Annotated in this window: 20 protein-coding genes; 13 read left to right on the top strand and 7 right to left on the bottom strand. The window is 60.1% G+C overall.

From position 1 onward, the window contains the following. Positions 1 to 215 precede the first annotated feature (215 nt). The 6 genes from lptF (at position 216) to rsmA (ending at position 7,859) form a co-directional block, all read left to right on the top strand. Positions 216 to 1,394, top strand: coding sequence for an LPS export ABC transporter permease LptF (gene lptF / locus T424_RS0101135; protein WP_027486087.1), 1,179 nt, complete (start codon positions 216 to 218; stop codon positions 1,392 to 1,394). Next, positions 1,391 to 2,476 (top strand): LPS export ABC transporter permease LptG, encoded by a 1,086-nt coding sequence (lptG, locus tag T424_RS0101130; protein WP_027486086.1) that lies wholly within the window; start codon positions 1,391 to 1,393, stop codon positions 2,474 to 2,476. Before lptF ends, lptG begins: the two co-directional genes overlap by 4 nt. Next, on the top strand, positions 2,476 to 4,812 hold the full coding sequence (locus T424_RS0101125) for an LPS-assembly protein LptD (RefSeq protein ID WP_027486085.1): 2,337 nt from the start codon (positions 2,476 to 2,478) through the stop codon (positions 4,810 to 4,812). Before lptG ends, T424_RS0101125 begins: the two co-directional genes overlap by 1 nt. 238 nt (positions 4,813 to 5,050) lie before the next feature. After that, on the top strand, positions 5,051 to 5,992 hold the full coding sequence (locus T424_RS0101120) for a SurA N-terminal domain-containing protein (RefSeq protein ID WP_027486084.1): 942 nt from the start codon (positions 5,051 to 5,053) through the stop codon (positions 5,990 to 5,992). An 11-nt stretch (positions 5,993 to 6,003) separates the two neighbouring features. Beyond that, positions 6,004 to 7,032: a 4-hydroxythreonine-4-phosphate dehydrogenase PdxA gene (pdxA, locus tag T424_RS0101115; RefSeq protein ID WP_407921370.1), complete on the top strand. Its 1,029-nt coding sequence runs from the start codon at positions 6,004 to 6,006 to the stop codon at positions 7,030 to 7,032. Then, positions 7,032 to 7,859: a 16S rRNA (adenine(1518)-N(6)/adenine(1519)-N(6))-dimethyltransferase RsmA gene (gene rsmA / locus T424_RS0101110; RefSeq protein ID WP_027486082.1), complete on the top strand. Its 828-nt coding sequence runs from the start codon at positions 7,032 to 7,034 to the stop codon at positions 7,857 to 7,859. Before pdxA ends, rsmA begins: the two co-directional genes overlap by 1 nt. Before the next feature lie 115 nt (positions 7,860 to 7,974). Here the strand turns inward: rsmA and gmk are convergent, their stop codons facing one another. From gmk to fabD, 7 genes are all read right to left on the bottom strand, one after another. Next, positions 7,975 to 8,637, bottom strand: a complete 663-nt coding sequence (gene gmk / locus T424_RS0101105; protein WP_027486081.1) for a guanylate kinase — start codon at positions 8,635 to 8,637, stop codon at positions 7,975 to 7,977. 3 nt (positions 8,638 to 8,640) lie between these two features. After that, on the bottom strand, positions 8,641 to 9,531 hold the full coding sequence (locus T424_RS0101100) for a YicC/YloC family endoribonuclease (protein ID WP_027486080.1): 891 nt from the start codon (positions 9,529 to 9,531) through the stop codon (positions 8,641 to 8,643). Between the two features lie 371 nt (positions 9,532 to 9,902). Further along, entirely contained in the window at positions 9,903 to 11,108 is a 1,206-nt protein-coding gene (mltG, locus tag T424_RS0101095) for an endolytic transglycosylase MltG (protein WP_051558709.1), read from the bottom strand. A gap of 190 nt (positions 11,109 to 11,298) precedes the next feature. Further along, entirely contained in the window at positions 11,299 to 12,561 is a 1,263-nt protein-coding gene (gene fabF, locus T424_RS0101090; RefSeq protein ID WP_027486078.1) for a beta-ketoacyl-ACP synthase II, read from the bottom strand. A gap of 364 nt (positions 12,562 to 12,925) precedes the next feature. Next, complete coding sequence (locus tag T424_RS0101085) at positions 12,926 to 13,162, bottom strand: acyl carrier protein (protein WP_027486077.1); 237 nt, start codon at positions 13,160 to 13,162, stop codon at positions 12,926 to 12,928. A 278-nt stretch (positions 13,163 to 13,440) separates the two neighbouring features. Beyond that, positions 13,441 to 14,178 (bottom strand): 3-oxoacyl-[acyl-carrier-protein] reductase, encoded by a 738-nt coding sequence (fabG, locus tag T424_RS0101080; RefSeq protein WP_027486076.1) that lies wholly within the window; start codon positions 14,176 to 14,178, stop codon positions 13,441 to 13,443. Positions 14,179 to 14,204: 26 nt separating this feature from the next. Then, positions 14,205 to 15,149: an ACP S-malonyltransferase gene (gene fabD / locus T424_RS0101075; RefSeq protein WP_027486075.1), complete on the bottom strand. Its 945-nt coding sequence runs from the start codon at positions 15,147 to 15,149 to the stop codon at positions 14,205 to 14,207. A 208-nt stretch (positions 15,150 to 15,357) separates the two neighbouring features. Between fabD and T424_RS0101070 the strand changes: the two genes are divergently transcribed. The 7 genes from T424_RS0101070 (at position 15,358) to T424_RS0101040 (ending at position 21,980) form a co-directional block, all read left to right on the top strand. Next, complete coding sequence (locus tag T424_RS0101070) at positions 15,358 to 16,401, top strand: aldo/keto reductase (protein WP_027486074.1); 1,044 nt, start codon at positions 15,358 to 15,360, stop codon at positions 16,399 to 16,401. 266 nt (positions 16,402 to 16,667) lie between these two features. Beyond that, positions 16,668 to 17,561 (top strand): hypothetical protein, encoded by an 894-nt coding sequence (locus T424_RS0101065; protein ID WP_027486073.1) that lies wholly within the window; start codon positions 16,668 to 16,670, stop codon positions 17,559 to 17,561. A gap of 263 nt (positions 17,562 to 17,824) precedes the next feature. Further along, positions 17,825 to 18,238 carry a 30S ribosomal protein S6 gene (rpsF, locus tag T424_RS0101060; RefSeq protein WP_027486072.1) on the top strand — a complete coding sequence of 138 codons (414 nt, stop codon included), beginning with the start codon at positions 17,825 to 17,827 and terminating at the stop codon, positions 18,236 to 18,238. Between the two features lie 12 nt (positions 18,239 to 18,250). Continuing rightward, positions 18,251 to 18,499: a 30S ribosomal protein S18 gene (gene rpsR, locus T424_RS0101055; protein ID WP_027486071.1), complete on the top strand. Its 249-nt coding sequence runs from the start codon at positions 18,251 to 18,253 to the stop codon at positions 18,497 to 18,499. A 156-nt stretch (positions 18,500 to 18,655) separates the two neighbouring features. Further along, positions 18,656 to 19,615, top strand: coding sequence for a DUF2232 domain-containing protein (locus T424_RS0101050; protein WP_027486070.1), 960 nt, complete (start codon positions 18,656 to 18,658; stop codon positions 19,613 to 19,615). A gap of 61 nt (positions 19,616 to 19,676) precedes the next feature. Next, positions 19,677 to 20,252: a 50S ribosomal protein L9 gene (gene rplI / locus T424_RS0101045; protein ID WP_027486069.1), complete on the top strand. Its 576-nt coding sequence runs from the start codon at positions 19,677 to 19,679 to the stop codon at positions 20,250 to 20,252. 231 nt (positions 20,253 to 20,483) lie between these two features. Beyond that, on the top strand, positions 20,484 to 21,980 hold the full coding sequence (locus T424_RS0101040) for a replicative DNA helicase (protein ID WP_027486068.1): 1,497 nt from the start codon (positions 20,484 to 20,486) through the stop codon (positions 21,978 to 21,980). Positions 21,981 to 22,074: the final 94 nt, after the last annotated feature.

Below are 22,074 nucleotides of genomic sequence, written 5' to 3'. Positions count from 1 at the left end.
CCGACCGGCTGGAGCAACTGCCCCTGCCCGAGCGGCCCGGAGCCGAGGATTGCTCATGCCGAAACCCTGTGACTGGCACAGCCCCCGTGACTGGCACAGCTTTCATGATTCGTCGCAGCCGGATGCGGGCGCGCGCGCCTGTGGCCGCGCATCACGCCCGCGACCAGTGGCCGGCATCGCCGCATGGCGATGATCGCAGGAATCAGGACGCAGGCATGAAGCTTCTCGAACTTTATATCTCCCGACGTGTGATGCAGATGTTCATGACGGCGCTGCTGCCGGTTCTGGCGATCATCTGGACCACCCAGGTGCTGGCGCGCATCAATCTCGTCACCGATACGGGCCAGTCCATCGGCTCCTTCGCCACGCTGGCAACGCTGATTCTGCCGACGATCATTCCCATCGTCATGCCCTTTGCGGTGGTGATCGGCATTACCCAGAGCCTGACGGCCATGAACAACGACAGCGAACTGGCGGTCATCGATGCCGCTGGCGCGCGCCGTTCGGTCATCATCCGGCCCATTCTGGTGTTCGCCATCGCCATCAGCCTGATCACGCTGGTCATCACCAATGTCATTCAGCCCAAGGTGAAGGTCGCGGCCCGGCAGATGATTGCCAATGCCTATGCCGATCTCCTGTCCACCGTCATCGAGGAAAAAACCTTCCGCAAGGTGGAAGACGGCCTTTACGTCCAGATCTCCCAGCGACTGGCTGGCCGCGTGCTGAAGGGGCTTTTCGTCGCCGATTACCGCGATCCCGGCTATTCGCTGATCTATTATGCCCGCGAGGGCGCTGTGGACGAAACGGGCACCGCGCTCATCATGCATGATGGCGAGGTCCACCGGAAGGCGCCCGGCGGCAGCGTTTCGGTGGTGCGTTTCGATTCCTACGCCTTCGACCTGTCCGACCTGACGGAAAGCCGGGGCAAGGCGAAAATGCGCCCGAGCGACCGCGATCTTTTCTTCCTGCTCGATCCCGATCCCGATGACGAGGACTATCAGGACCACCCCGGAGAATACCGCGCCGAACTGCACAAGCGCCTGACGGAATGGCTGCTGCCGCTTTCCTTCGCGCTGATCTCGCTTGCCATTGCCGGTGATGCCCGCTCCCACCGCGAGGCACGGCTGCACCCCATGGTCTCGGCGCTCACCATCGCGCTTTTGCTACGGTGGCTGGCCTTTTACGCGGCCAACAAGGCCGAGTCTAACGGCGCCTTCATCATCCTCATGTATGCCACCCCGCTTTTGAGCGGCGCCATCGCCGTTTCCGCCATGGTGAGGCAGAAGAAGTCACGCCTGCCTGCCCCGCTGCGACGGGGGCTCGACGAGGTCTGGCCCAGGCTGCGCCGCCTTGTGCTGCGAAAGGCCGACGAGCGGAAAGGGGGCCAGTCATGATTTTGGGAACGCTGAGCCGCTATTTTCTGAAACGCTACGCATTGACGGTTTTCTGGTTCGTCATCGGCGTGGCCGCGATTATCTTCCTGATCGATTTCAGCGAAGTCAGCGGACGTTTTTCGGATAATGAAGGCTCCTCGCTTGCCGGGGTTTTCCTGCTCACCTTGTCGCGGCTTCCCGCGCTTTTGCAGCAGACCATTCCCTTCATCAGCCTTTTTGCGGGAATCACCACGCTGATCGCCCTCAACCGCCGTTCGGAACTCGTGGTGGCGCGCGCGGCGGGAATTTCCGTCTGGCAATTCATGATGCCCTTTCTGACCGGCGCCTTTCTGCTGGGCATTGCCTGCGTGGTGATTCTCAACCCGCTGGCGGCACTGGGCCAGAAGCGTGCCTCCGAGATGGAGGCGGCCTGGCGTGATTCCAGCAAGCCCGCCTCCAATACATCCGTGCCGTGGATGCGCCAGATCACCGGCAGCGACGATGCCATTATCGGCGCGAATTCCGTCTTGGAAAACGGCACCCTGCTGATGCAGGCGGTATTTATCCACTTCGATACACAGGGCCGTATCATTTTGCGACAGGATGCCCGGACGGCGAAGTTGCAAAATGGTTACTGGTTGCTTAACGACGTCATAGAGACAAGGGATGGAGAGGTGCCGGCGCGCAAGCCTTCGGCACAGGTTCGTACCAATCTGAAAAAGGAATTCGTACAGGAGCGCTTGGCACAGCCGGAAACCGTTGCATTTTATGATCTTTCTCAGAAAATCTCGGTCGCCCGATCCTTCGGCGTATCGACGAAGATGCTGGAAACGCAGTTTCATTCGCTGCTGTCCCTGCCCTTTCTTCTCGTTGCAATGACGCTGATCGCGGCAACCGTTTCCCTCAAATTCAGCCGGTTCAATCAATCCCGCTCAGTGATTCTGGGTGGAATCATTTCGGGCTTCGTGCTTTATGTGGCAACGGTGCTCGTGAAGGCTTTCGGAAGCAGTGGCGTAGTGCCTCCGTTTGTCGCAACCTGGGTGCCTGTCATCGTGGCAATGGCGCTTGGAGCGACAATCCTGCTTCATCAGGAGGATGGTTAGTGGCGGCAAGTGACCGCAAGAGTGTAAAGAGGCTGTTCACGGCTCTCATGACCGGCGTTGCGCTGAGCGCATCGATTCTTCCTGCTGCGCGCGTTTTTGCGCAACAGGCCTCCGGACAGGGCGTGTTGAACCCCAGGCTTCCCGATAATGCGAAGCTCATGCTCGCTGCAAACGAGCTTGTGTACAACAAGGATGCCGAAAAGGTCGTGGCGACCGGCGGCGTCCAGATGAATTACGGCGGCTATCAGATGGTGGCCCGGAAGGTCGAATACGACCAGAAATCCGGGCGCATGATGGCCTTTGGCAATATCGAACTGGTGCAGCCGGACGGCAACCGCATCTATGCGGACAAGCTGGACGTCACCGACGATTTCGCCAACGGCTTCGTGGACGCGCTGCGGATCGAAACCACGGACAATACCCGCATGGCCGCCCAGAAGGGCGAGCGCATCAATGGCGAGCAGATGATCCTCTACAAGGGCGTCTACACCGCATGCCTGCCTTGCGCGGAGCAGAACCGGCCGCCATTGTGGCAGATCAAGGCCGAGCGGGTGGTTCAAAACGGCAAGACGCATACGATCCGCCTTGAAAAGGCGAAGTTCCAGCTCTTTGGCCAGACCATTGCCTCCATTCCCTCCATCGAGGTTCCCGACAACACGGTGAAGCGGAAATCCGGCTTCCTCTTCCCGGAAATGAGTACGACGCAAAATCTCGGTTTCGGGCTGGTCGTACCCTATTACTGGGCGATTTCCCCGCAGACGGACGCCACCATCAAGCTCGGCGGCTATACCAGTCAGGGTGTTCTGCTGGATACGGAGGTGCGTCACCAGTTCGAGGACGGGCTTGCCACCCTCCGCTTTGCCGCGATCAACCAGCTCAATCCGGGCAAGTTCGACGAAGGCACCACGGATGCCGAAAAAACCTTCCGCGGCATGGTCGGCTCCACCGGCAAGTTCGAGATTAATCCCCGCTGGACCTTCGGCTGGGATGTCATGGCGCAGACCGACAATAACTTCTCGCGGACCTATGATCTCGAAGGCTTCAGCCAGAAGACCCACACCAATCAGCTCTATCTGACCGGCCTTGGCGACCGCAACTATTTCGACATGCGCGCCTATTACTTCGACGTGCAGGATGCCGATCTGAAGAGCGAGGCCGAGAAGCAGCAGCCGATCGTCTGGCCGGTGCTGGATTACAGCTATTATGCGCCGGAACCCGTTTATGGCGGGGAATTGTCCGCAAAGGTCAATTTCACGACGTTGACGCGCTATAATAACGACTTCACCTCGCTCTCCAACGGCAATACACGCTATCAGGGGCTGAAAGGCACCGATAGCAGGCTTTCCGCAGAGGTGGAGTGGAAGCGCACCTATGACACCCCGCAGGGTGTTTTGCTCACCCCCACCCTGGCCGCACGCGGCGATGCCTTTGGCATCGACATGCGCTCGCCCACCGGCTATGGCGGCAATTACAACGACACCGCCGCCGTGACCCGCTCCATGGTGACGGCCGGGCTTGAGGTCCGCTACCCGTGGCTTCTCAGTACGCCAAACAGCAATCACGTGATCGAGCCGATCGCGCAGATTTTCGTTCGGCCTGACGAGCAACAGGCAGGCCGCCTGCCGAATGAGGATGCGCAGAGCTTCGTTTTCGACGCCAACAACCTGTTCGAACGCGACAAGTTCTCCGGCTATGACCGGGTTGAAGGCGGCACGCGCGCCAATGTCGGTTTCCGCTATACCGGCTCCTTCGACAATGGCTATTCGCTGAAGAGCATTTTCGGCCAGTCCTATCAGTTGGCCGGCCAGAATTCCTTCGCCACGCGGGACCTGGTCTATGCAGGCAATGAATCGGGGCTTGAAACCGCCGTTTCCGATTATGTCGGCATGGTCGGCATCGATACGCCCTATGGCATTACCGCTTCGCTGAATGGCCGCTTCGACGAGAAAACCTTCGAAGTGCAGCGCACCGATTCGGCTCTCGGCTATAATGGGGACCGGTTCCAGACGAACTTCATCTATACCCAGGTCGCGGCACAGCCCGATTACGGTTACGATTACGATCGCGAAGAAGTGCAGAACAACAGCTCCGTGAAGATCGGCGATTTCTGGTCCATCTTCAGTTCGGTCACATGGGATGTGAAGAAGAGCGATGTGAACCGTTACGGCATCGGCGTATCCTATGCCGATGACTGCACGGTCTTCTCCATCGTCTACAAGCAGAAGCGCGATACCGACGACGAGAGCGCCAATGACTGGTCCATCGGGGCGCGCATCTCCTTCCGCACCCTTGGTGACGTGAAGGTAGGCGATACGGACGTCTCGAACTTCGACTGATCGCGGACAGACGCGACAAGGCTGACTGAAAAATCTGACACCCGGGATCATGATGATGAGTCCGGGTGTTCTGTTACAGGCCCCTCAGGCATTGAAACTGCGGTTTGCGGCAAGGCGCATTTGCTTGCCGCTGAAAAAAGTCATTGTTTCGCCTTAGGCTTTGTGCAAACGATCCGAAACATGAATGCTTGAGATGCGCGCGGGCCGGGTGCCTGCGCTGCGGGAAAAGGGACTGACGATGACGTTCGCCAATAAGATCTTGCGCGCAGTTGTACTGGGGACGGTTGCCTTTGCTGGCGTCAACGGTTTCGCGCCGGCATCGCTGGTTCCGGCCATGGCCGCGACGGAAGTGGCTGCCGTGGTCAACAAGGTGGCTATCACCAGTGGCGACGTTGCCCGCCGCATGGCTTTCATGAAATTGCGCCGCGAAACGGGCAATCTGGCGCCGAAGGCCAAGCAGGAACTGATTGACGAGCAGTTGAAACGTCAGGAAATCGCCCGCGTCGGCATGTCCGTCAGCACCGACGATGTCGATGCAGCCTTCGGCCGCTTCGCCGCTTCCAACAAGCTTTCCGTGCAACAGATGACCGAGATCCTCGAAAAATCGGGTGTGGGCGTCGAGCATTTCAAGAACTACATGGCCGTGCAGATGAGCTGGCCACGTCTGGTCAATGCCCGTTACGGCCGCAACAAGATGAGCAATCAGGAAGTCGTCACCAAGATGCTGCAAAGCAAGGAAAAGCCGGTTACGACCGAGTATTACCTCAAGCAGGTGATTTTCGTGGTGCCGCCTGCCAAGCGGGCCGCAATCGGCGCCAAGCGCAAGGCCGAGGCCGATGCCTCCCGCGCAAAATTCCCCGGCTGCGATCAGGCCATGGATTTCGCCCGCAATTATCTCGATGTTTCCATTCGCGATCTGGGCCGCGTCATGAAGCCGGAAATGCCGCCGGAATGGGCGCCGCTGGTGGATGCCGCCCAGGGCAATACGACCGCCAGCCGCGTGACCGATCGCGGTGTCGAATATCTCGCCATCTGCAACAAGCGTCAGGTCAATGACGATCTTGCCGCCGAAGCCGTGTTCAAGGCCGAGGACATTGGCAAGGTGAAGCAGGACGGCGATCCCAATTCAGACAAGTATCTGGCTGAATTGAAGGCCAAGGCACAGATCATCGAACATTGACGGGCAGGCGTATGGCTGAAACCGAAGGCATGGCGCCGCTCCTGGCGCTTACGCAGGGCGATCCCGCAGGGATCGGGCCGGATGTCACGCTGGCCGCCTTTCTGCGGCGCAGGGAGCTTGACCTGCCGCCCTTCCTGTTTATTGGCGACCCACAGGTTCTGGCCGCCCGCGCGCGCCAGCTGGACATGAAGGTAGAGATCCGGCCCTCCAATCCCGACCGGGCTCGCGCCGATTTTGCCGATGCCCTGCCTGTTCTGGCCATCCCCGCAGGCCTTGATGTCGTTGCGGGCCAACCGCACAAGGCAAGCGCTCCTGCGACGATCAAGGCGATCGAGACTGCCGTTTCCCTCTGCATGGCTGGCGATGTCGGTGCAGTCGTCACCAACCCGATTGCCAAATCCGTGCTGTATGAAGCCGGTTTCGGCTTTCCCGGACATACGGAGTTTCTGGCTGATCTCGCAGCGAAAGCGACCGGAAAGCCCGTGCGCCCCGTGATGATGCTGGCAGGCGAAAAACTGAAGGCCGTGCCGCTCACCATCCATATCCCGCTGAAGGATGTGCCCGCAGCCATTACGCACGAGCTTATCATGGAGACCTGCCGCATCATCCAGAACGACCTCAAGGATCGTTTCGGCCTTGAGGCGCCGCGTCTGGCGGTCTCCGGCCTCAATCCCCATGCTGGCGAGGGCGGCGCGTTGGGCCACGAGGATGGCGATGTCATTGCGCCCGCCCTTACCGCATTGCGCGCCGAGGGCATCGATGCCTTTGGCCCCCTGCCCGCCGATACGATGTTCCACGACGATGCCCGCAAGCGCTATGACGTGGCTGTCTGCATGTATCACGATCAGGCGCTTATCCCTGTCAAGGCGCTGGATTTCGATGGCGCGGTGAATGTCACGCTGGGCCTGCCTTTCGTGCGGACCTCACCGGATCATGGCACCGCCTTCGGCATTGCCGGCCAGGGCGTGGCGCGGGAAGACAGTCTGGTGGCGGCATTGAAGCTTGCCGGCCGGTTGCGTTCCAAAGCCGGTGCGGCCTGATGGCGGCGCTCGACGGCTTGCCTCCGCTGCGCGAGGTCATCCAGACGCATGGACTGGATGCCAAAAAGGCTCTGGGCCAGAATTTCCTGCTCGATCTCAACATCACCCAGAAGGTGGCGCGCACGGCAGGCGACCTGAGCGAAGCAACCGTGTTCGAGGTCGGTCCGGGACCGGGCGGCTTGACACGGGCCCTGCTGGCGCTTGGCGCCAAAAAGGTGATTGCCGTGGAGCGGGACAGCCGATGCCTTCCTGCCCTTGCGGAGATTGCACAGCATTATCCGGGCCGTCTCGAGGTTATCGAAGGCGATGCACTGAAGACGGATTTCGAGGCCCTGGCGCCGGAAGGGCCGGTGAAGATCGTTGCCAACCTGCCCTATAATGTCGGCACGCAATTGCTGATAAACTGGTTGATGCCGCGCCGCTGGCCGCCATTCTGGCAATCCCTCACGCTGATGTTCCAGAAGGAAGTGGGGCAGCGCATCGTCGCCCAGGCCGATGACGACCATTACGGACGGCTGGGCGTTTTGTGCGGCTGGCGTGCCAATGCGCATATGGCCTTCGATCTTTCGCCGCAGGCCTTTACGCCGCCGCCAAAGGTGACATCCACGGTCGTGCATCTCACGCCCAAGGCCGAGCCCCTGCCCTGCGATCTCGCCCGGCTTGAAAAAGTAACCCAGGCGGCATTCGGTCAGCGGCGCAAAATGCTGCGCGCCAGTCTGAAGCCCCTTGGCGGTGAAACCTTGCTGAACAAGGCCGGGATCGATCCGGCCCGGCGGGCCGAAACCCTCTCCGTTGCGGAATTCTGCCAGCTCGCCAATCTGTTGTGACGGCCGGTTTGTTTTTCCAGCCTTTTATAAAAGGCGCGCGGCTTTAATTCAGAGAACCGGATTTGCTGTGGAACGCCTCCGGTGAACACCGGTTTCCCCTTTTTCTGAAAATGCTTTAACGGAAGGGATCTTCCGTGACGAGCGTGGTGACGAAATCGAACAGGCCGTGGCGGCGATCCCGGCGCAGGCGCTCGGCCCGGACAATGGCCTGAACGGCATTGAAGGCCGTATCGAGGTCGTCATTGACGATCACATAGTCATATTCACGCCAATGCTCGATTTCGGCGCGGGAATTCTTCAGCCGCGTCTGGATGACCTCTTCGGTATCCTCGGCGCGGCGGTGCAGGCGTGATTGCAGCTCGCGCATGGTCGGCGGCAGAATGAAGATCGAAACCACGTCGGCAGGCATTTTTTCCTGCAATTGCTGGGCGCCCTGCCAATCGATGTCGAACAGCATGTCGCGCCCTTCGGCCATGGCCTGCTCCACGGGCTCGCGCGGGGTGCCGTAAAAATTGCCATGCACCTGCGCCCATTCCAGCAGGGATTCGGAATCACGCAGGCGCTCGAATTCCCGCTGGGAGATGAAATGGTAGTGGACGCCCTCGATCTCGCTGGGACGGCGTTGCCGCGTCGTGACGCTGACCGACATGCCAATCTGCTTGTCCTTTTCCATCAGTGTCCGGGCAATGGTCGATTTTCCCGCCCCTGAAGGCGAGGAAATGACCAGCATCAGGCCCCTACGGGCGATGGTAACGGGCAATGTTACGGCCGTGTTCATGCTCTACTCCAGATTCTGAACCTGTTCCCGGAACTGGTCGATCACGACCTTCAGTTCGATACCGGCAGCAGTAACAGCAGCTGCATTGGATTTGGAACAGATGGTATTGGATTCCCGATTAAATTCCTGTGCAAGAAAGTCGAGCTTGCGCCCCACCGGCCCACCCTCCATCAGCAGCGTGCGGGCTGCTGCCACATGCGTCTTGAGCCGGTCGATTTCCTCGCGCAGATCCGCCTTGGTGGCGAGCAGCGCGGCTTCCGCATGAAGCCGGTCACGGTCAAGCGATGGCGCCGCCGCCATGGTGAGGGCGATCTGCGCCTCAAGCCGGCGAATGATCTCCTCCGGGCTGCGCGAGGGGTCCACTTCCACGACATGCGCCAGTTCCGCGATGCGCGCTACCTGTGCCAGCAAAACCGCGCCCAGCGCCTCACCCTCTCGCCTGCGCATATCGGCCAATGCCTGCACTGCCGTGCGCAACCCCTCCAGAATGGCGAAATGGCGGGCCGCCAGACTTTCGGCGTCGTCTTCAGCTTCCCGGAATTCCACGAGGCCGCGCACAGACATCAGCGCATCGAGCGACAAGGGCGCTTGCGACACGATGGAAGGGCCAAGCTTTTCCCGCAAGGCCAGCACGGCGGCCAGCGCGTCCTCGTTCACCACCGCATCCATGCGGCTCTCGGCGGCGGTCATGTTCAAGCTGATTTGCAGATTTCCACGGATGATCGCCTCGCCGACAATGGCGCGAATTTCCGCCTCAAGCGAATCCATGCCGGAGGGAAGGCGCAAACGCAGATCAAGCCCTTTGCCATTCACGGAGCGCAGCTCCCATGCCCAGCGATAACGGCCAGTCGTGCCTTCGCTGCGCGCAAACCCGGTCATGGATTGAAGTGTCATGCGGCTTTCCGTTTTTGCTCATGCGGCCAGCGGCGCGTGGCGGGCCTGCATGTCATGTCTTTTCCTGTCGCTGCCGCGGTCGCAGTCTCCCTCCGTGGAGCGTTTCATTGCTTCAAGGAAACAATGAAACCCTCTGACTGTCCGGCTTTACGCATTTTCGGACGGAAAGCCGGTATCCGTCTTTCCTGAAAATGCTCCAGCCCCAGCGCAGGATTTGACAACCGTCAGCAAGCCCTCCTGAATTTCTCTAACGTATAATTGCCTACACAGGAATTGGCGTGAAGAGAAATCACGCGGGAAATCCGCAAGGGGCCATGAAATCAAGGCCCGCTTTTGATGTTTTCCACGGACTTGCCAGAGGGATGCCGCCCTCAGTTCCGCTTTTGCGTTTGCGGCTGGCTCGCCGGATCGGCTTCGGGCTGGCCATCCACGGCCACGCTCGGATCCTGTCCGCGCTCCGCCTCGATCTTGCGCCAGCGCCGCACATTGGCATTGTGGTCTTCAAGCGTTGCGGCAAAAACATGCCCGCCCGTACCATCGGCAACGAAATAGAGATCGCTCGTGCGCCATGGATTGGCCACCGCTTCCAGCGCCGCGCGACCGGGATTGGAAATCGGCCCCGGCGGCAGGCCGCGAATGACATAGGTGTTGTAGGGCGTCTGCTTTTGCAGGTCCGATTGGTAGATGGGACGGTCAGCCGGCTTGCCCTCGCCACCGAACAATCCATAGATAATCGTCGGATCGGATTGCAGCCGCATGTTCTTCTGCAAGCGGTTGAGGAAGACGGAGGCCACATGCGCCCGCTCGTCGTCCTTGCCGGTTTCCTTTTCCACAATGGAGGCCAGCGTCAGAAATTCCTGCTTGCTCTTGAGCTGGAGATCAGGCGCCCGCCGTTCCCACAGCTGGTCTACAAGCTTTTGCTGGCCTTCGCGCATTTGCGCGAGGATTTCCGTGCGCTTGGTGCCGCGTGAGAATTTATAGGTATCCGGCCTCAGACTGCCTTCCGAGGGCAATTGCTGCGGCAGTTCGCCCTCCAGCACCGGGTCTTCGTTCAACCGGTCGAAGATCTGCTTGACCGTCAGCCCTTCAGGCAGCGTCACCGAATAGAGGATGGACTTGCCGGAACGCAGCAGGTCCAGAATGTCCTTCATCGAGGCTCCGGCCTTGATTTCATACTCGCCAGCCTTGAGCGTGTCGCCATCCTTGAGATAGGTCGCGCTCATATAGCGAAAGATGCGGCCATCGGAGATCATGTCGTTGCGTTCGAGATTGGCGGAAATCTCCGACAGGCCGGAGCCGTTGCGCACAACGAAATTGGCATTGGTCTGCAAGGGACCGGGCGCCTGAAAGGCGGAGACGACGTAATAGAAAGCGGCAACGGCCAATCCGCAGCCGAAAACGGCAAGCGTCATCAGGAAATTCAGGAAAATCACGATTTGGCTGCGGGCGCGGCGCGAACGTCTCGGCGGGGCTGGCACCCGTTCGGGACGCAGCGCCTCGGACGGCGATTTCGGCAGGAACGGCCCCTTGCCGGAGGCGCCGGTGGCCTCGTCACGCTTCAACGCTTCGTGATCCATACTGTCCTTCACCGCCACTCCCCTTCGAATCGAACCGCCGCTTTTGAAAGAGCTTTACGGCAAAATGGGGGTAGCGGGTAAGACGTATTGCCCTTACGGCTTCGCAAAGCCGTGAAAACCTGGAGCTTTCCAAGGGTTTTTCAGTGGTGCAAGCCGGGCGCGCCAACCGCGCCCGGCTTGCACGGATTATTCAGCCTTCGTATCGGCGCAGCACCAGCGATGCATTCGTGCCGCCGAAGCCGAAGGAATTGGAGAGCGCGATGCGCACATCCTTCTTTTTCGCCTTGTGCGGCACGAGGTCAATGCGGGTTTCCACATCGGGATTGTCGAGGTTGAGCGTCGGCGGCAACATGCCATCGCGAATGGCAAGGGCCGAGAAAATCGCCTCGACGGCACCTGCTGCACCGAGAAGGTGTCCGATGGCCGATTTGGTCGAGGACATCGAAATCCTGTCTGCCGCCTCGCCAACAAGCCGCTCCACCGCGCCAAGCTCGATGGTATCGGCCATGGTCGATGTGCCATGGGCGTTGATATAGTCGATCTGGTCCGGGGTAATTCCGGCGCGCTTCAGCGCCATGGTCATGCAACGGAAGGCGCCATCGCCGTCTTCGGAAGGCGCGGTAATGTGGAAGGCATCTCCCGACAGACCGTAACCGACCACTTCCGCAAGGATCTTTGCCCCGCGCGCCCTGGCATGTTCCAGCTCTTCCAGAACCACGATGCCCGCACCTTCGCCCATCACGAAACCGTCGCGATCGCGGTCATAGGGGCGTGAGGCCTTTTCAGGCTCGTCGTTGCGCTCCGTCGAGAGCGCCTTGCAGGCGGCAAAACCGGCAAGCGAAATACGGCTGATCGGCGATTCCGCCCCGCCAGCCACCATCACATCCGCATCGCCAAGGGCAATAAGACGCGAGGCATCGCCAATGGCATGGGCGCCGGTGGAGCAGGCCGTCACCACGGAATGGTTGGGGCCGCGCAGCTTGTGGCGAATGGACACATGGCCCGACGCCAGATTGATCAGGCGGCCGGGAATGAAGAAGGGAGAAATACGGCGCGGGCCCTTGTCGCGAAGCGTATAGCCCGCCTCGACAATGCCTTCGATACCGCCAATGCCCGAACCGATCAGCACGCCGGTCGCACACTGGTCTTCGTCGGTTTCAGGCTTCCAGCCGGCATCCGCCAGCGCCATTTCGGCAGCAGCCACGGCATAGACGATGAAAGGATCGACCTTGCGCTGTTCCTTGGGCTCCATCCAGTCGTCGGCGTTGAACGTGCCGTTCGTGCCGTCGCCAAAGGGAATACGGCAGGCGATCTTGGCAGGAAGATCCTCGACCTCGAAATCGGTCACTTTCTTCGCTGCACTTTCACCGGCAAGGAGTCTCTGCCAGGTGACTTCGGTTCCGCAGCCAAGAGGAGATACCATGCCGGTACCCGTGATAACGACACGTCTCATGCGTCTTTTCACCCCACTAGCTAGAGCATTTGCGAAAGAACCGGTCCCCGGCTCGTTTCCTGTCAATGCTTAAAAACAACGATATTGACGACGTCAAGTGAATTGCGGCACCCGATGCCCTGCACTGCCCCGGACCAAACGCCTTTTTGCGCCAGCCAGCCGGGGCGAGTTCATCTACAGCTTTCCCCGCCTTTGAACAATCCCGGAAAAATGACCTCCGCCCCCGTAAAAATCCCGCCTGCTGGCAGGAAAACCATGAAAGCGAGGATGGGATCATACGAAAAAGCCCGCGTGAGCGGGCTTTCCCAGGCGTGAAAACAATCACCCCGTCAAAATGAACGGCCTGACAATCAGGCCTTCCCGATCAGGCCTGCGCCTTCTCGATGAACTTGACGGCATCGCCGACGGTCAGGATCGAGTCGGCAGCGTCATCGGGGATTTCAACGCCGAATTCTTCTTCGAAAGCCATGACGAGCTCAACGGTATCCAGCGAGTCCGCGCCCAGATCGTCGATGAAGCTTGCACCTTCAACAACCTTGTCGGCTTCAACGCCCAAGTGATCAACAACAATTTTCTTTACGCGTTCTGCGATATCGCTCATGTCGGTATCCTCGACCTCTTCTTCATGAGGGAGCCATAATGGCATCCCCACCCTGTTTTTCACCAGCCAGGCATACAACCGGACTGGCATTTCCCGTTGAACCCGCTCTTCGCACGTTCGTTCCGTGCTAACGGGCAGGCGAGGCCTGCCGCTTCCGGGACGACTGCTCACAGTCAACGCCCGCTTAACATGGTTTAAGTTCGCCGCAAAGCCAGAAAATTGCCGGGTTTGCGGCCCACCCACAACCGGCGGACCAGGTTCTCCCGCTCCTCGATGGCTCAGATCATGGCCATGCCGCCATTCACGTGCAGCGTCTGGCCCGTGACATAAGCGGCTTCGTTGGAGGCGAGATAGAGAACGGCGGATGCGATTTCCGCACCGGTTCCCATGCGCTTCATGGGGATAGCCCCCATAATGCCTTCTTTTTGCTTGTCGTTCAGCTTGCCGGTCATGGCGCTTTCGATGAAGCCCGGCGCCACGCAATTGACCGTGACATTGCGAGGCGCGATTTCCTGCGCCAGCGACTTGGAAAAGCCGATCATCCCGGCCTTGGAGGCGCAGTAATTGGCCTGACCCGGATTGCCCGTCACGCCGACGATGGAGGTGATGTTGATGATGCGGCCATAGCGGCGGCGCATCATGGGATGGGTCAGTTCCCGCGTCAGCAGGAAGACCGAAGACAGGTTGACTTCCAGAACGGCATCCCAGTCGGCATCCGACATGCGCACGAAAAGACCGTCCTTGGTGATGCCGGCATTGTTGACCAGAATGTCCACGCCTTCCAGCTCGGCTTCGGCCTTCTGGCCGAGCGCCTTCACCTCGTCGCGGCTGGAGAGGTTGGCCGGGAAGATCTTGACGCGATCGCCAAGTTCGCCCGCCAGCGCTTCCAGCTTTTCAACGCGCGTGCCGTGCAGGCCGACAATGGCGCCCTGCGCGTGAAGAACGCGGGCAATTTCTTCGCCAATGCCGCCGGTTGCGCCGGTCACGAGGGCCTTGCGGCCGGTCAAATCAAACATGTCGGATCCTCTCGATCGTCTTTATGTCAGGCCAGCAGCGCCGTCAGCGCCGCCTCGATATCTGCCGGGGCATTGACTGCCGTGCCGGTCAGGTTCTTGTCAATGCGCCGGACAAGCCCGGTCAGAACCTTGCCCGCGCCGATTTCATAGAGCACGGAAACGCCGTTATTGCCAAACCATTCGACGGTTTCGCGCCAGCGGACCTGGCCCGTGACCTGCTCCACCAGAAGGCTGGCGATCTCGGACGGATCGCTGACGGGGGCGGCGCGCACATTGGCGATGAGCGGCACGATCGGCGCCTTCATCTCCACGGCGGCAATCGCCTCGCGCATGGCCTCAGCCGCAGGTCCCATCAGCGTGGAATGGAAGGGGGCGGAGACGGGCAGCATGATCGCCCGCTTGGCGCCCTTTTCGCTGGCAAGTGCAGCGGCCTTTTCCACCGCCGCCTTTTCGCCGGAAATCACGAGCTGGCCGCCGCCATTGTCGTTGGCGATCTGCACCGCGCCGGACGCCGCCGCCTCGGCGCAGACAGCGGCCACGTCAGCATGTTCAAGCCCGAGAATGGCGGCCATGGCGCCCGCGCCCACGGGCACGGCGGCCTGCATGGCATTGCCGCGAATGCGCAACAGCCGCGCCGTATCGGCAAGGCTGAACGTGCCTGCCGCGCAAAGGGCGGAATATTCGCCCAGCGAATGGCCCGCCACATAGGACACCTTGTCCTTCAACTGAAAGCCGCGCGCTTCCATGACGCGCAGAACGGCGATGGACACGGCCATCAGCGCGGGCTGCGCATTGGCCGTCAATGTCAGCGTTTCGGCCGGGCCTTCGAACATCACGGCGGAAAGCTTTTCGCCGAGCGCCTCGTCAACCTCTTCGAAAACGGCACGTGCTTCGGGAAAAGCTTCGGCAAGATCCTTGCCCATGCCAACGACCTGGCTGCCCTGGCCGGGAAATGTAAATGCCACGCTCATCGGGAACTCCGTTGAATTTTTCTCACTCCAATTCACAAACTGTCCGTGAGAGTCAACCCATGTCTCCTCCCTTAGCACAGCAGGAAATGCGCACTATCCGGGGTTTATACGGTTTCCGGCCTCTTGCCCTGTGTCATATTCAGGCTACATTGGCGCGCCACATCTGCGCGCCTTTCGCCGCGACTTCCCCCTGCACAGAGAAGACAAGATGAAATACAGAACGCTTGGTCGCACCGGTCTTTCGGTGTCTGAAATCTGCCTCGGCACCATGACCTGGGGCAGCCAGAACAGTGAGGCGGAAGCCTTCGAACAGATGGATTACGCCCTTTCGCAGGGCGTGAACTTCTTCGATACCGCCGAGCTTTACCCCACGACGCCGCTTTCGGCAGAAACCTATACCGATACGGAAAAGCTGATCGGCAACTGGTTTGCAAAGACCGGACGCCGCAAGGACGTGATCCTTGCCAGCAAGGTGGCGGGCGCGGGCCGCCCCTATATCCGCGGCGGTGCACCCATCACGGCGGCAACCATCCGCGCAGCCGTGGATGCCAGCCTTGCACGGCTGAAAACCGATTATATCGATCTTTTCCAGATCCACTGGCCCAATCGCGGCCATTACCACTTCCGCGCCGCATGGAGCTACGATCCCTCACGCCAGGATACGGCCACGGTCATGGCAGAGATCCTGGAAAAGCTGGAAGCGCTTCAGGATTGCGTGAAGGCTGGCAAAATCCGCGCCATCGGCCTTTCCAACGAAACCTGCTGGGGCACGCAGCAATTTCTGGCGCTGGCCGAAAAACACGGCCTGCCCCGCATCGCCACAATCCAGAACGAATATAACCTGCTTTATCGCAGCTTCGATCTCGATCTGGCCGAGCTTGCCCATCATGAACAGGTTTCGCTTCTGGCCTATTCGCCGCTGGCGGCCGGCCTGCTGAGCGGCAAATATCTGAATGGTGAAAAGCCCGAAGGCTCGCGCGGCTCCATCAACGGCGATCTTGGCGGCAGGCTCACCCCGCACCAGGAACCGGCCACCCGCGCCTATGTGGAGCTTGCCCGCGCCCATGGGCTGGACCCCGCGCAGATGGCGCTGGCCTTCTGCCTGACGCGCCCTTTCATGGGCTCCGTCATCATTGGCGCCACCTCCATGGATCAGCTCAGGACCAATATCGGCGCAGCCGATCTGAAATTGAGCGAGGACATCATGCAGGCAATCGCCGCAATCCATCGCCAATATCCCATGGCGATCTGAAGATTTGCCGCAAAAGGGCTGGCAGCAGGTCGATCTTAACCATTGGCTTACCGCATTTGCGGGCAGTGCTGGCCCTTTTCAGACCTTGCTCATAGATTGGCCTTCTGGAACCTCATGGCGTGTGGGATGGCGTGAGCGTTCGGGTACAGCGCCCTGCGTTTTACCAAAATGCACAAAGGACGCTGTAACACTCTAAATCTGCTGGATAATTCCTTAAGTCGATTTCGATTTGAGGAATGATCCAGGAGCGGGGCAAGTGCGCGGCCATGACCAGCATCAGCGGTTTTTATCGTGATCCGAATGCGGCAAGCTATGCCGCAACCCTGTTTTCCGGGAAAACGGCCACACGCGCCGCGACCTCCTCCAGCGTGCCGGACCAGAATGCCGAGATTACGGGCGGCTTTTCCGCAGGCCAGAGGGCGCTTGCCCGTATCGTCGAAATCCTCAGCCTTGCCGATGGCGAGGGCAGTGAAGCGGCCGATGTCACCGAAACAATGGGCTATGTCACCGGCGTTTCCGGAACGGAGGGCGACGATAGCCTGACCCTGACGGGCCGGGCTCTTTATAATGTGGAAACGGGCCGCGGTAATGACAGTCTGATGGTCAAGACCGGGGCGCTGGCGGCCGTTTCGACCGGCGACGGCAATGACAGGCTGCAAGCCGAGGCGAGCGCCGTGACAGACGTCGATGCGGGCGAAGGCAATGACAGCGTGGAGCTGCTTGGCAGGTTGTTGATGAATATCGGCGGCGGCGAAGGTGATGACACGATGAAACTCTCCGGTGCTGCCCTTATCGGCATTGACGGCGGCAGCGGCAAGGATAGCCTCTATCTGGAGGGTTCGCGCATTTTCGCCAGCGGCGGTGAAGGCGATGACACGCTGGACATTCACGCCACCGACGCGCGCACCAGCGTGGAACTGGCCTTTGCCGCCGGTGACGGCAAGGACAGCATCACCACCGATACCGGCCTTGCGATCCGTTTCAGCGGCTATAGCGCCGCCGACATCACGGTGACGACCGCAAAGAACAGGCTGACGCTGACCTTCAAGGGATCCGATGACCGGATCACCATCAATCTCGAAGGTGCGGCGGCATCCGGCACGGCCCCCGCCTATCAGTTCGGCGATGATGAAGGGCAAACCCTGCTGCGGATCCTGTAAAAATTGCCTGCCACTCTTGCCTTTGGCGAGAAAGCGCGTATAAGCCGCGCTGTTCGCAACACCCGGTCAACTGGCTGGTGGCTGAACGGAGGGCCGGTTCCGATAGGGAACCGCAGGAACCACAAGGGTTCCGGCCTCCCGTGTCTCCGCTCTCGACCGTCTCGTACAAACGCTTTTCTTGCCTCGGTCTTGCCGATCAGGAGCAGTCGTTGAGGCTTAGCGCCAAGTCCGGGTGAGACAATCGCAAGAAAGGCAAGATCACCATGGCTCTTTATGAACATGTATTCCTTGCCCGGCAGGATATGTCCGCACAGCAGGTCGATGCCCTCGTAGAACAGTACAAGGGCGTTATCGAATCCTTCGGCGGCAAGGTCGGGCGCGTAGAAAACTGGGGCCTCAAGTCCCTCACCTACCGCATCAAGAAGAACCGCAAGGCTCACTACGCTCTCATGGACATCGATGCTCCGGCAGCCGCCATCCATGAAATCGAGCGCCAGATGCGCATCAACGAAGACGTTCTTCGTTACATGACCATCGCCGTGGAAGCTCACGAGGAAGGCCCGTCTGCCATGATGCAGAAGCGCGACCGTGATGACCGCCCGCGCCGCGATGGCGACCGTCCGGCCCGCGAAGGCTTTGGCGACCGTCCGCGCCGTCCGCGCGAAGACCGTGCATAAGGAGATTTGACCATGGCTGAAGTATCTTCTTCCCCGGTTCGCCGCCCGTTCCATCGCCGTCGCAAGACCTGCCCCTTCTCCGGCGCCAACGCTCCGAAGATCGATTACAAGGACGTGCGTCTGTTGCAGCGCTACATCTCCGAACGCGGTAAGATCGTGCCTTCGCGCATCACCGCCGTTTCGCAGAAGAAGCAGCGCGAGCTGGCAAAGGCCATCAAGCGCGCCCGCTTCCTGGGCCTGCTGCCCTACGTGGTCGCCTGATCACATGATTTCGACCCTCCGGCCCCGCCGGAGGGTTCTCCCTTTCGTGATGGGCACGAATCGGAACCGGGTCGCAAAAGACCCAGACAAACCCCATGTTGAGAAGCGCCGCCCCGACGCGGACTTTTCTAACTGCTTGCCAGCAGGACAGCGAACGTGAAGAAACTGGATGGAAAATTGCTGCTGATCGGCTTTCTTGCCGGTGTGACTGCCGTCTTTCTCGTGATGGCAGCCAGTGGACAGCCGTCGCTGTCAGCCCTTTTCTATGCGGCTTCTGCCCTGCCCGTCCTCATCGTTGGCCTGCGCTGGGGCAATGTGGCCACCATAACCGCCATTGTCACCGCTGCCGTGATCGGCGCTGTTGCGGTTTCACCGCTCTTTTCCGTGGCTATGGCCATCTTCACCCTGCTTCCGGCGGGCTGGATTGCCCATCTTGCCAGCCTTGCACGTCCGGCAGGCGAAATCGGCGGTCCGGACCATCTGCTGGCATGGTATCCGCTTTCCGACATTCTCATGCATCTGTGTGCGCTGGTCACGCTGGGCTGCGTCTTTCTGGGCGCGATGATCGGTTACGATGCCGAACTGGTCGGCACCATGGTCGATGCCATGATGCAGGCGCTGCAAAACGAACAACCCGGTTTTGCTATGCAGCAGACGGCCAGCCTGAAATCCAGCCTGTTGCTGACCCTGCCTATCGTGCAGGGGGCCATGTGGGTTCTGCTGCTGTTTACCGCCTATTACATCGCAACCCGCATTGTCAGCGCCTCCGGCCATGGCCTTCGCCCGCGTGAGGACATTCCCTCCGCGCTGCGCATGAACCGCAACACGCCCTTCATTTTTCTGATCGGCCTGATTGCCTGCTTCATCGGCGGCATTCCGGCGCTGGTGGGGGCAACGGTTTGCGGCACTTTTGGCGCGGGCTTTCTGCTCTCCGGCTTTGCCTCGCTGCACCAGCGTACACGAGGCCGCGAATGGCGCGTTCCGGCGCTGATCCTGGCCTATATGGCCGCCGCCATGACGCTGCCGGCCATTTTCATCGTCATTCTGGGTCTCATCGACACGCGGCGCACGGTGGCGCTTACACCGCCCCGCCAGGGCGATGGCCAGAACCCCTGATACCGCGCTTCTCAAGAACGGCGCATCCGAAATATCGAACTTGAACTGAAAGGAAACCACAATGGAAGTCATTCTTCTCGAACGCATCTCCAAGCTTGGCCAGATGGGCGAAACCGTCAAGGTTCGCGATGGCTTTGCCCGTAACTACCTGCTGCCGCTCGGCAAGGCGCTGCGCGCCAACGAAGGCAACAAGAAGCGCTTCGAAGCCGAACGCGCCACGCTGGAAGCCCGTAACCTCGAGCGCAAGTCCGAAGCCCAGCAGGTTGCCGGCGTTCTCGACGGCAAGACCTTCGTGATCGTTCGCGCCGCTGGCGAAACCGGCCAGCTTTACGGTTCCGTTGCCGCCCGCGACATCGTGGAGGCACTGGCCGCCGAAGGCTTCAACATCGCCCGCAACCAGGTTGAGCTGAACACGCCGATCAAGGCCATCGGCCTGCACAGCGTGACCATGCACCTGCATTCCGAAGTTGAAATCTCGGTTCAGGTCAACGTTGCCCGTTCCGCCGAAGAAGCCGAGCGTCAGGCCAAGGGCGAAAGCCTCACCTCTGCCGACGCCATCTACGGCGTTGACGAAGACGCCCTGCGTCCGGAAGACTTCTTCGATCCGGAAGCAGACCGCGACGGCGACGAGGAATAAGCTCCAGCCGAAAGGCAGGATGAGAACGCCCGGTTTATCCGGGCGTTTTTTTGTGCGTGTTGCTGTAAAATACCCACTGATTCGGGGGATGTAACAGTCAACCGAAATCGGCGTGTCACGGCACTCTTTGTGAACCTGCCTGTGAATCACTGTGTGAATCGCAGCGCGGCATTTATCCGCCTGCCGCCTGGGGTAAGATGGCCCCTCATCTGACGAAATGGAAAGACGACCATGAATGACGCTGCGCGCAGGCTTTCGCCTGCACCATCGGCCGAGCCGCATTACCGGGAAGCGCCGAACAATATCGAGGCCGAACAGGCCCTGCTTGGCGCTATTCTGGTGAACAACGACGCTTATTACCGCGTCTCGGACTTTCTCAAGCCCCCGCATTTTCACGAGGCCCTGCACCGCAAGATCTTCGAGGTGGCGGGCGACATCATCCGCATGGGCAAGACGGCAAATCCCGTCACCATCAAGACCTTCCTGCCTTCCGATGAGAAGGTGGGCGAGCTGACGGTTGCGCAATATCTGGCGCGGCTTGCGGCCGAAGCCGTCTCAATCATCAATGCCGAGGATTATGGCCGCGCCATCTATGACCTGGCGCTTCGCCGCGCGTTGATCCAGATTGGCGAGGACATGGTCAACATCGCCTATGACGCGCCGCTGGACATGCCGCCGCAGGCGCAGATCGAAGATACCGAACGCCGTTTGTTCGACCTGGCCGAAAACGGCCGCTATGACGGCGGCTTCCAGTCCTTCAACGATGCCGTGGCGCTGGCCGTGGACATGGCGGGCGCGGCCTTCGAGCGAGATGGCAATCTCTCCGGCATTTCCACCGGCATTGTCTCGCTGGATGGCAAGATGGGCGGCTTGCAACGCTCCGACTTGATTATCCTCGCCGGACGTCCGGGCATGGGTAAAACCTCGCTTGCCACCAATATTGCCTGGAACATTGCCGCCTCCTACGACCCCGAAGTCATGCCGGACGGCTCTTTCAAGGCGAAGAATGGCGGCGTGGTGGGCTTCTACTCGCTGGAAATGTCCTCCGAACAGCTCGCCACCCGTATCATGTCCGAGCAGACGGAAGTGTCATCGTCGAAAATCCGGCGCGGCGATATTACCGAGCATGAATTCGAGAAGCTGGTGGGCTTTTCCCAGACCATGCAGAAAGTGCCGCTGTTCATCGACCAGACCGGCGGTATTTCCATTGCCCAGCTTGCCGCCCGCGCCCGCCGCCTGAAGCGTCAGCGCGGCCTGGATTGCCTGGTGGTGGACTATGTGCAGCTCATGACCGGCTCGAAAAAATCCGGCGAAAACCGCGTGCAGGAAATCACCGAGATCACCACCGGCCTGAAGGCATTGGGCAAGGAGCTGAATGTTCCGATCATCGCTCTCTCCCAGCTCTCCCGTCAGGTGGAAAGCCGCGACGACAAGCGCCCGCAGCTTTCCGACCTTCGCGAATCGGGCTCTATCGAGCAGGACGCCGACGTGGTGCTTTTCGTGTTCCGCGAAGAATATTATGTGAAAAACGCCGAACCCCGCGATCCGGCCGATCCCAAATATACCGAGTGGGAAGCGCAGATGGAAAAAGTGCGCGGCACGGCCGATGTCATCATCGCCAAGCAGCGTCACGGACCGACCGGCACCGTCAAGCTGGCCTTCCAGGCCGAATTCACCCGATTTGCCGATCTGGCCGATCCCACCTTCATTCAATATGAAGAACCGTGAAGGCTCGTCCTCCTGTCATGCCATTGCAGCCGCGCATTTCCCGATGCGCGGTTTTTTCATTTTCTGATTGCATAACCGTCAGGCAGTGACTGCT

The organism is Allorhizobium undicola ORS 992 = ATCC 700741, assembly GCF_000621665.1.
Classification (GTDB): Bacteria; Pseudomonadota; Alphaproteobacteria; order Rhizobiales; family Rhizobiaceae; genus Allorhizobium; species Allorhizobium undicola.
The sequence above is the reverse complement of the archived record's forward strand: the minus strand, read 5'-3'. Positions and strand labels throughout refer to the sequence as shown.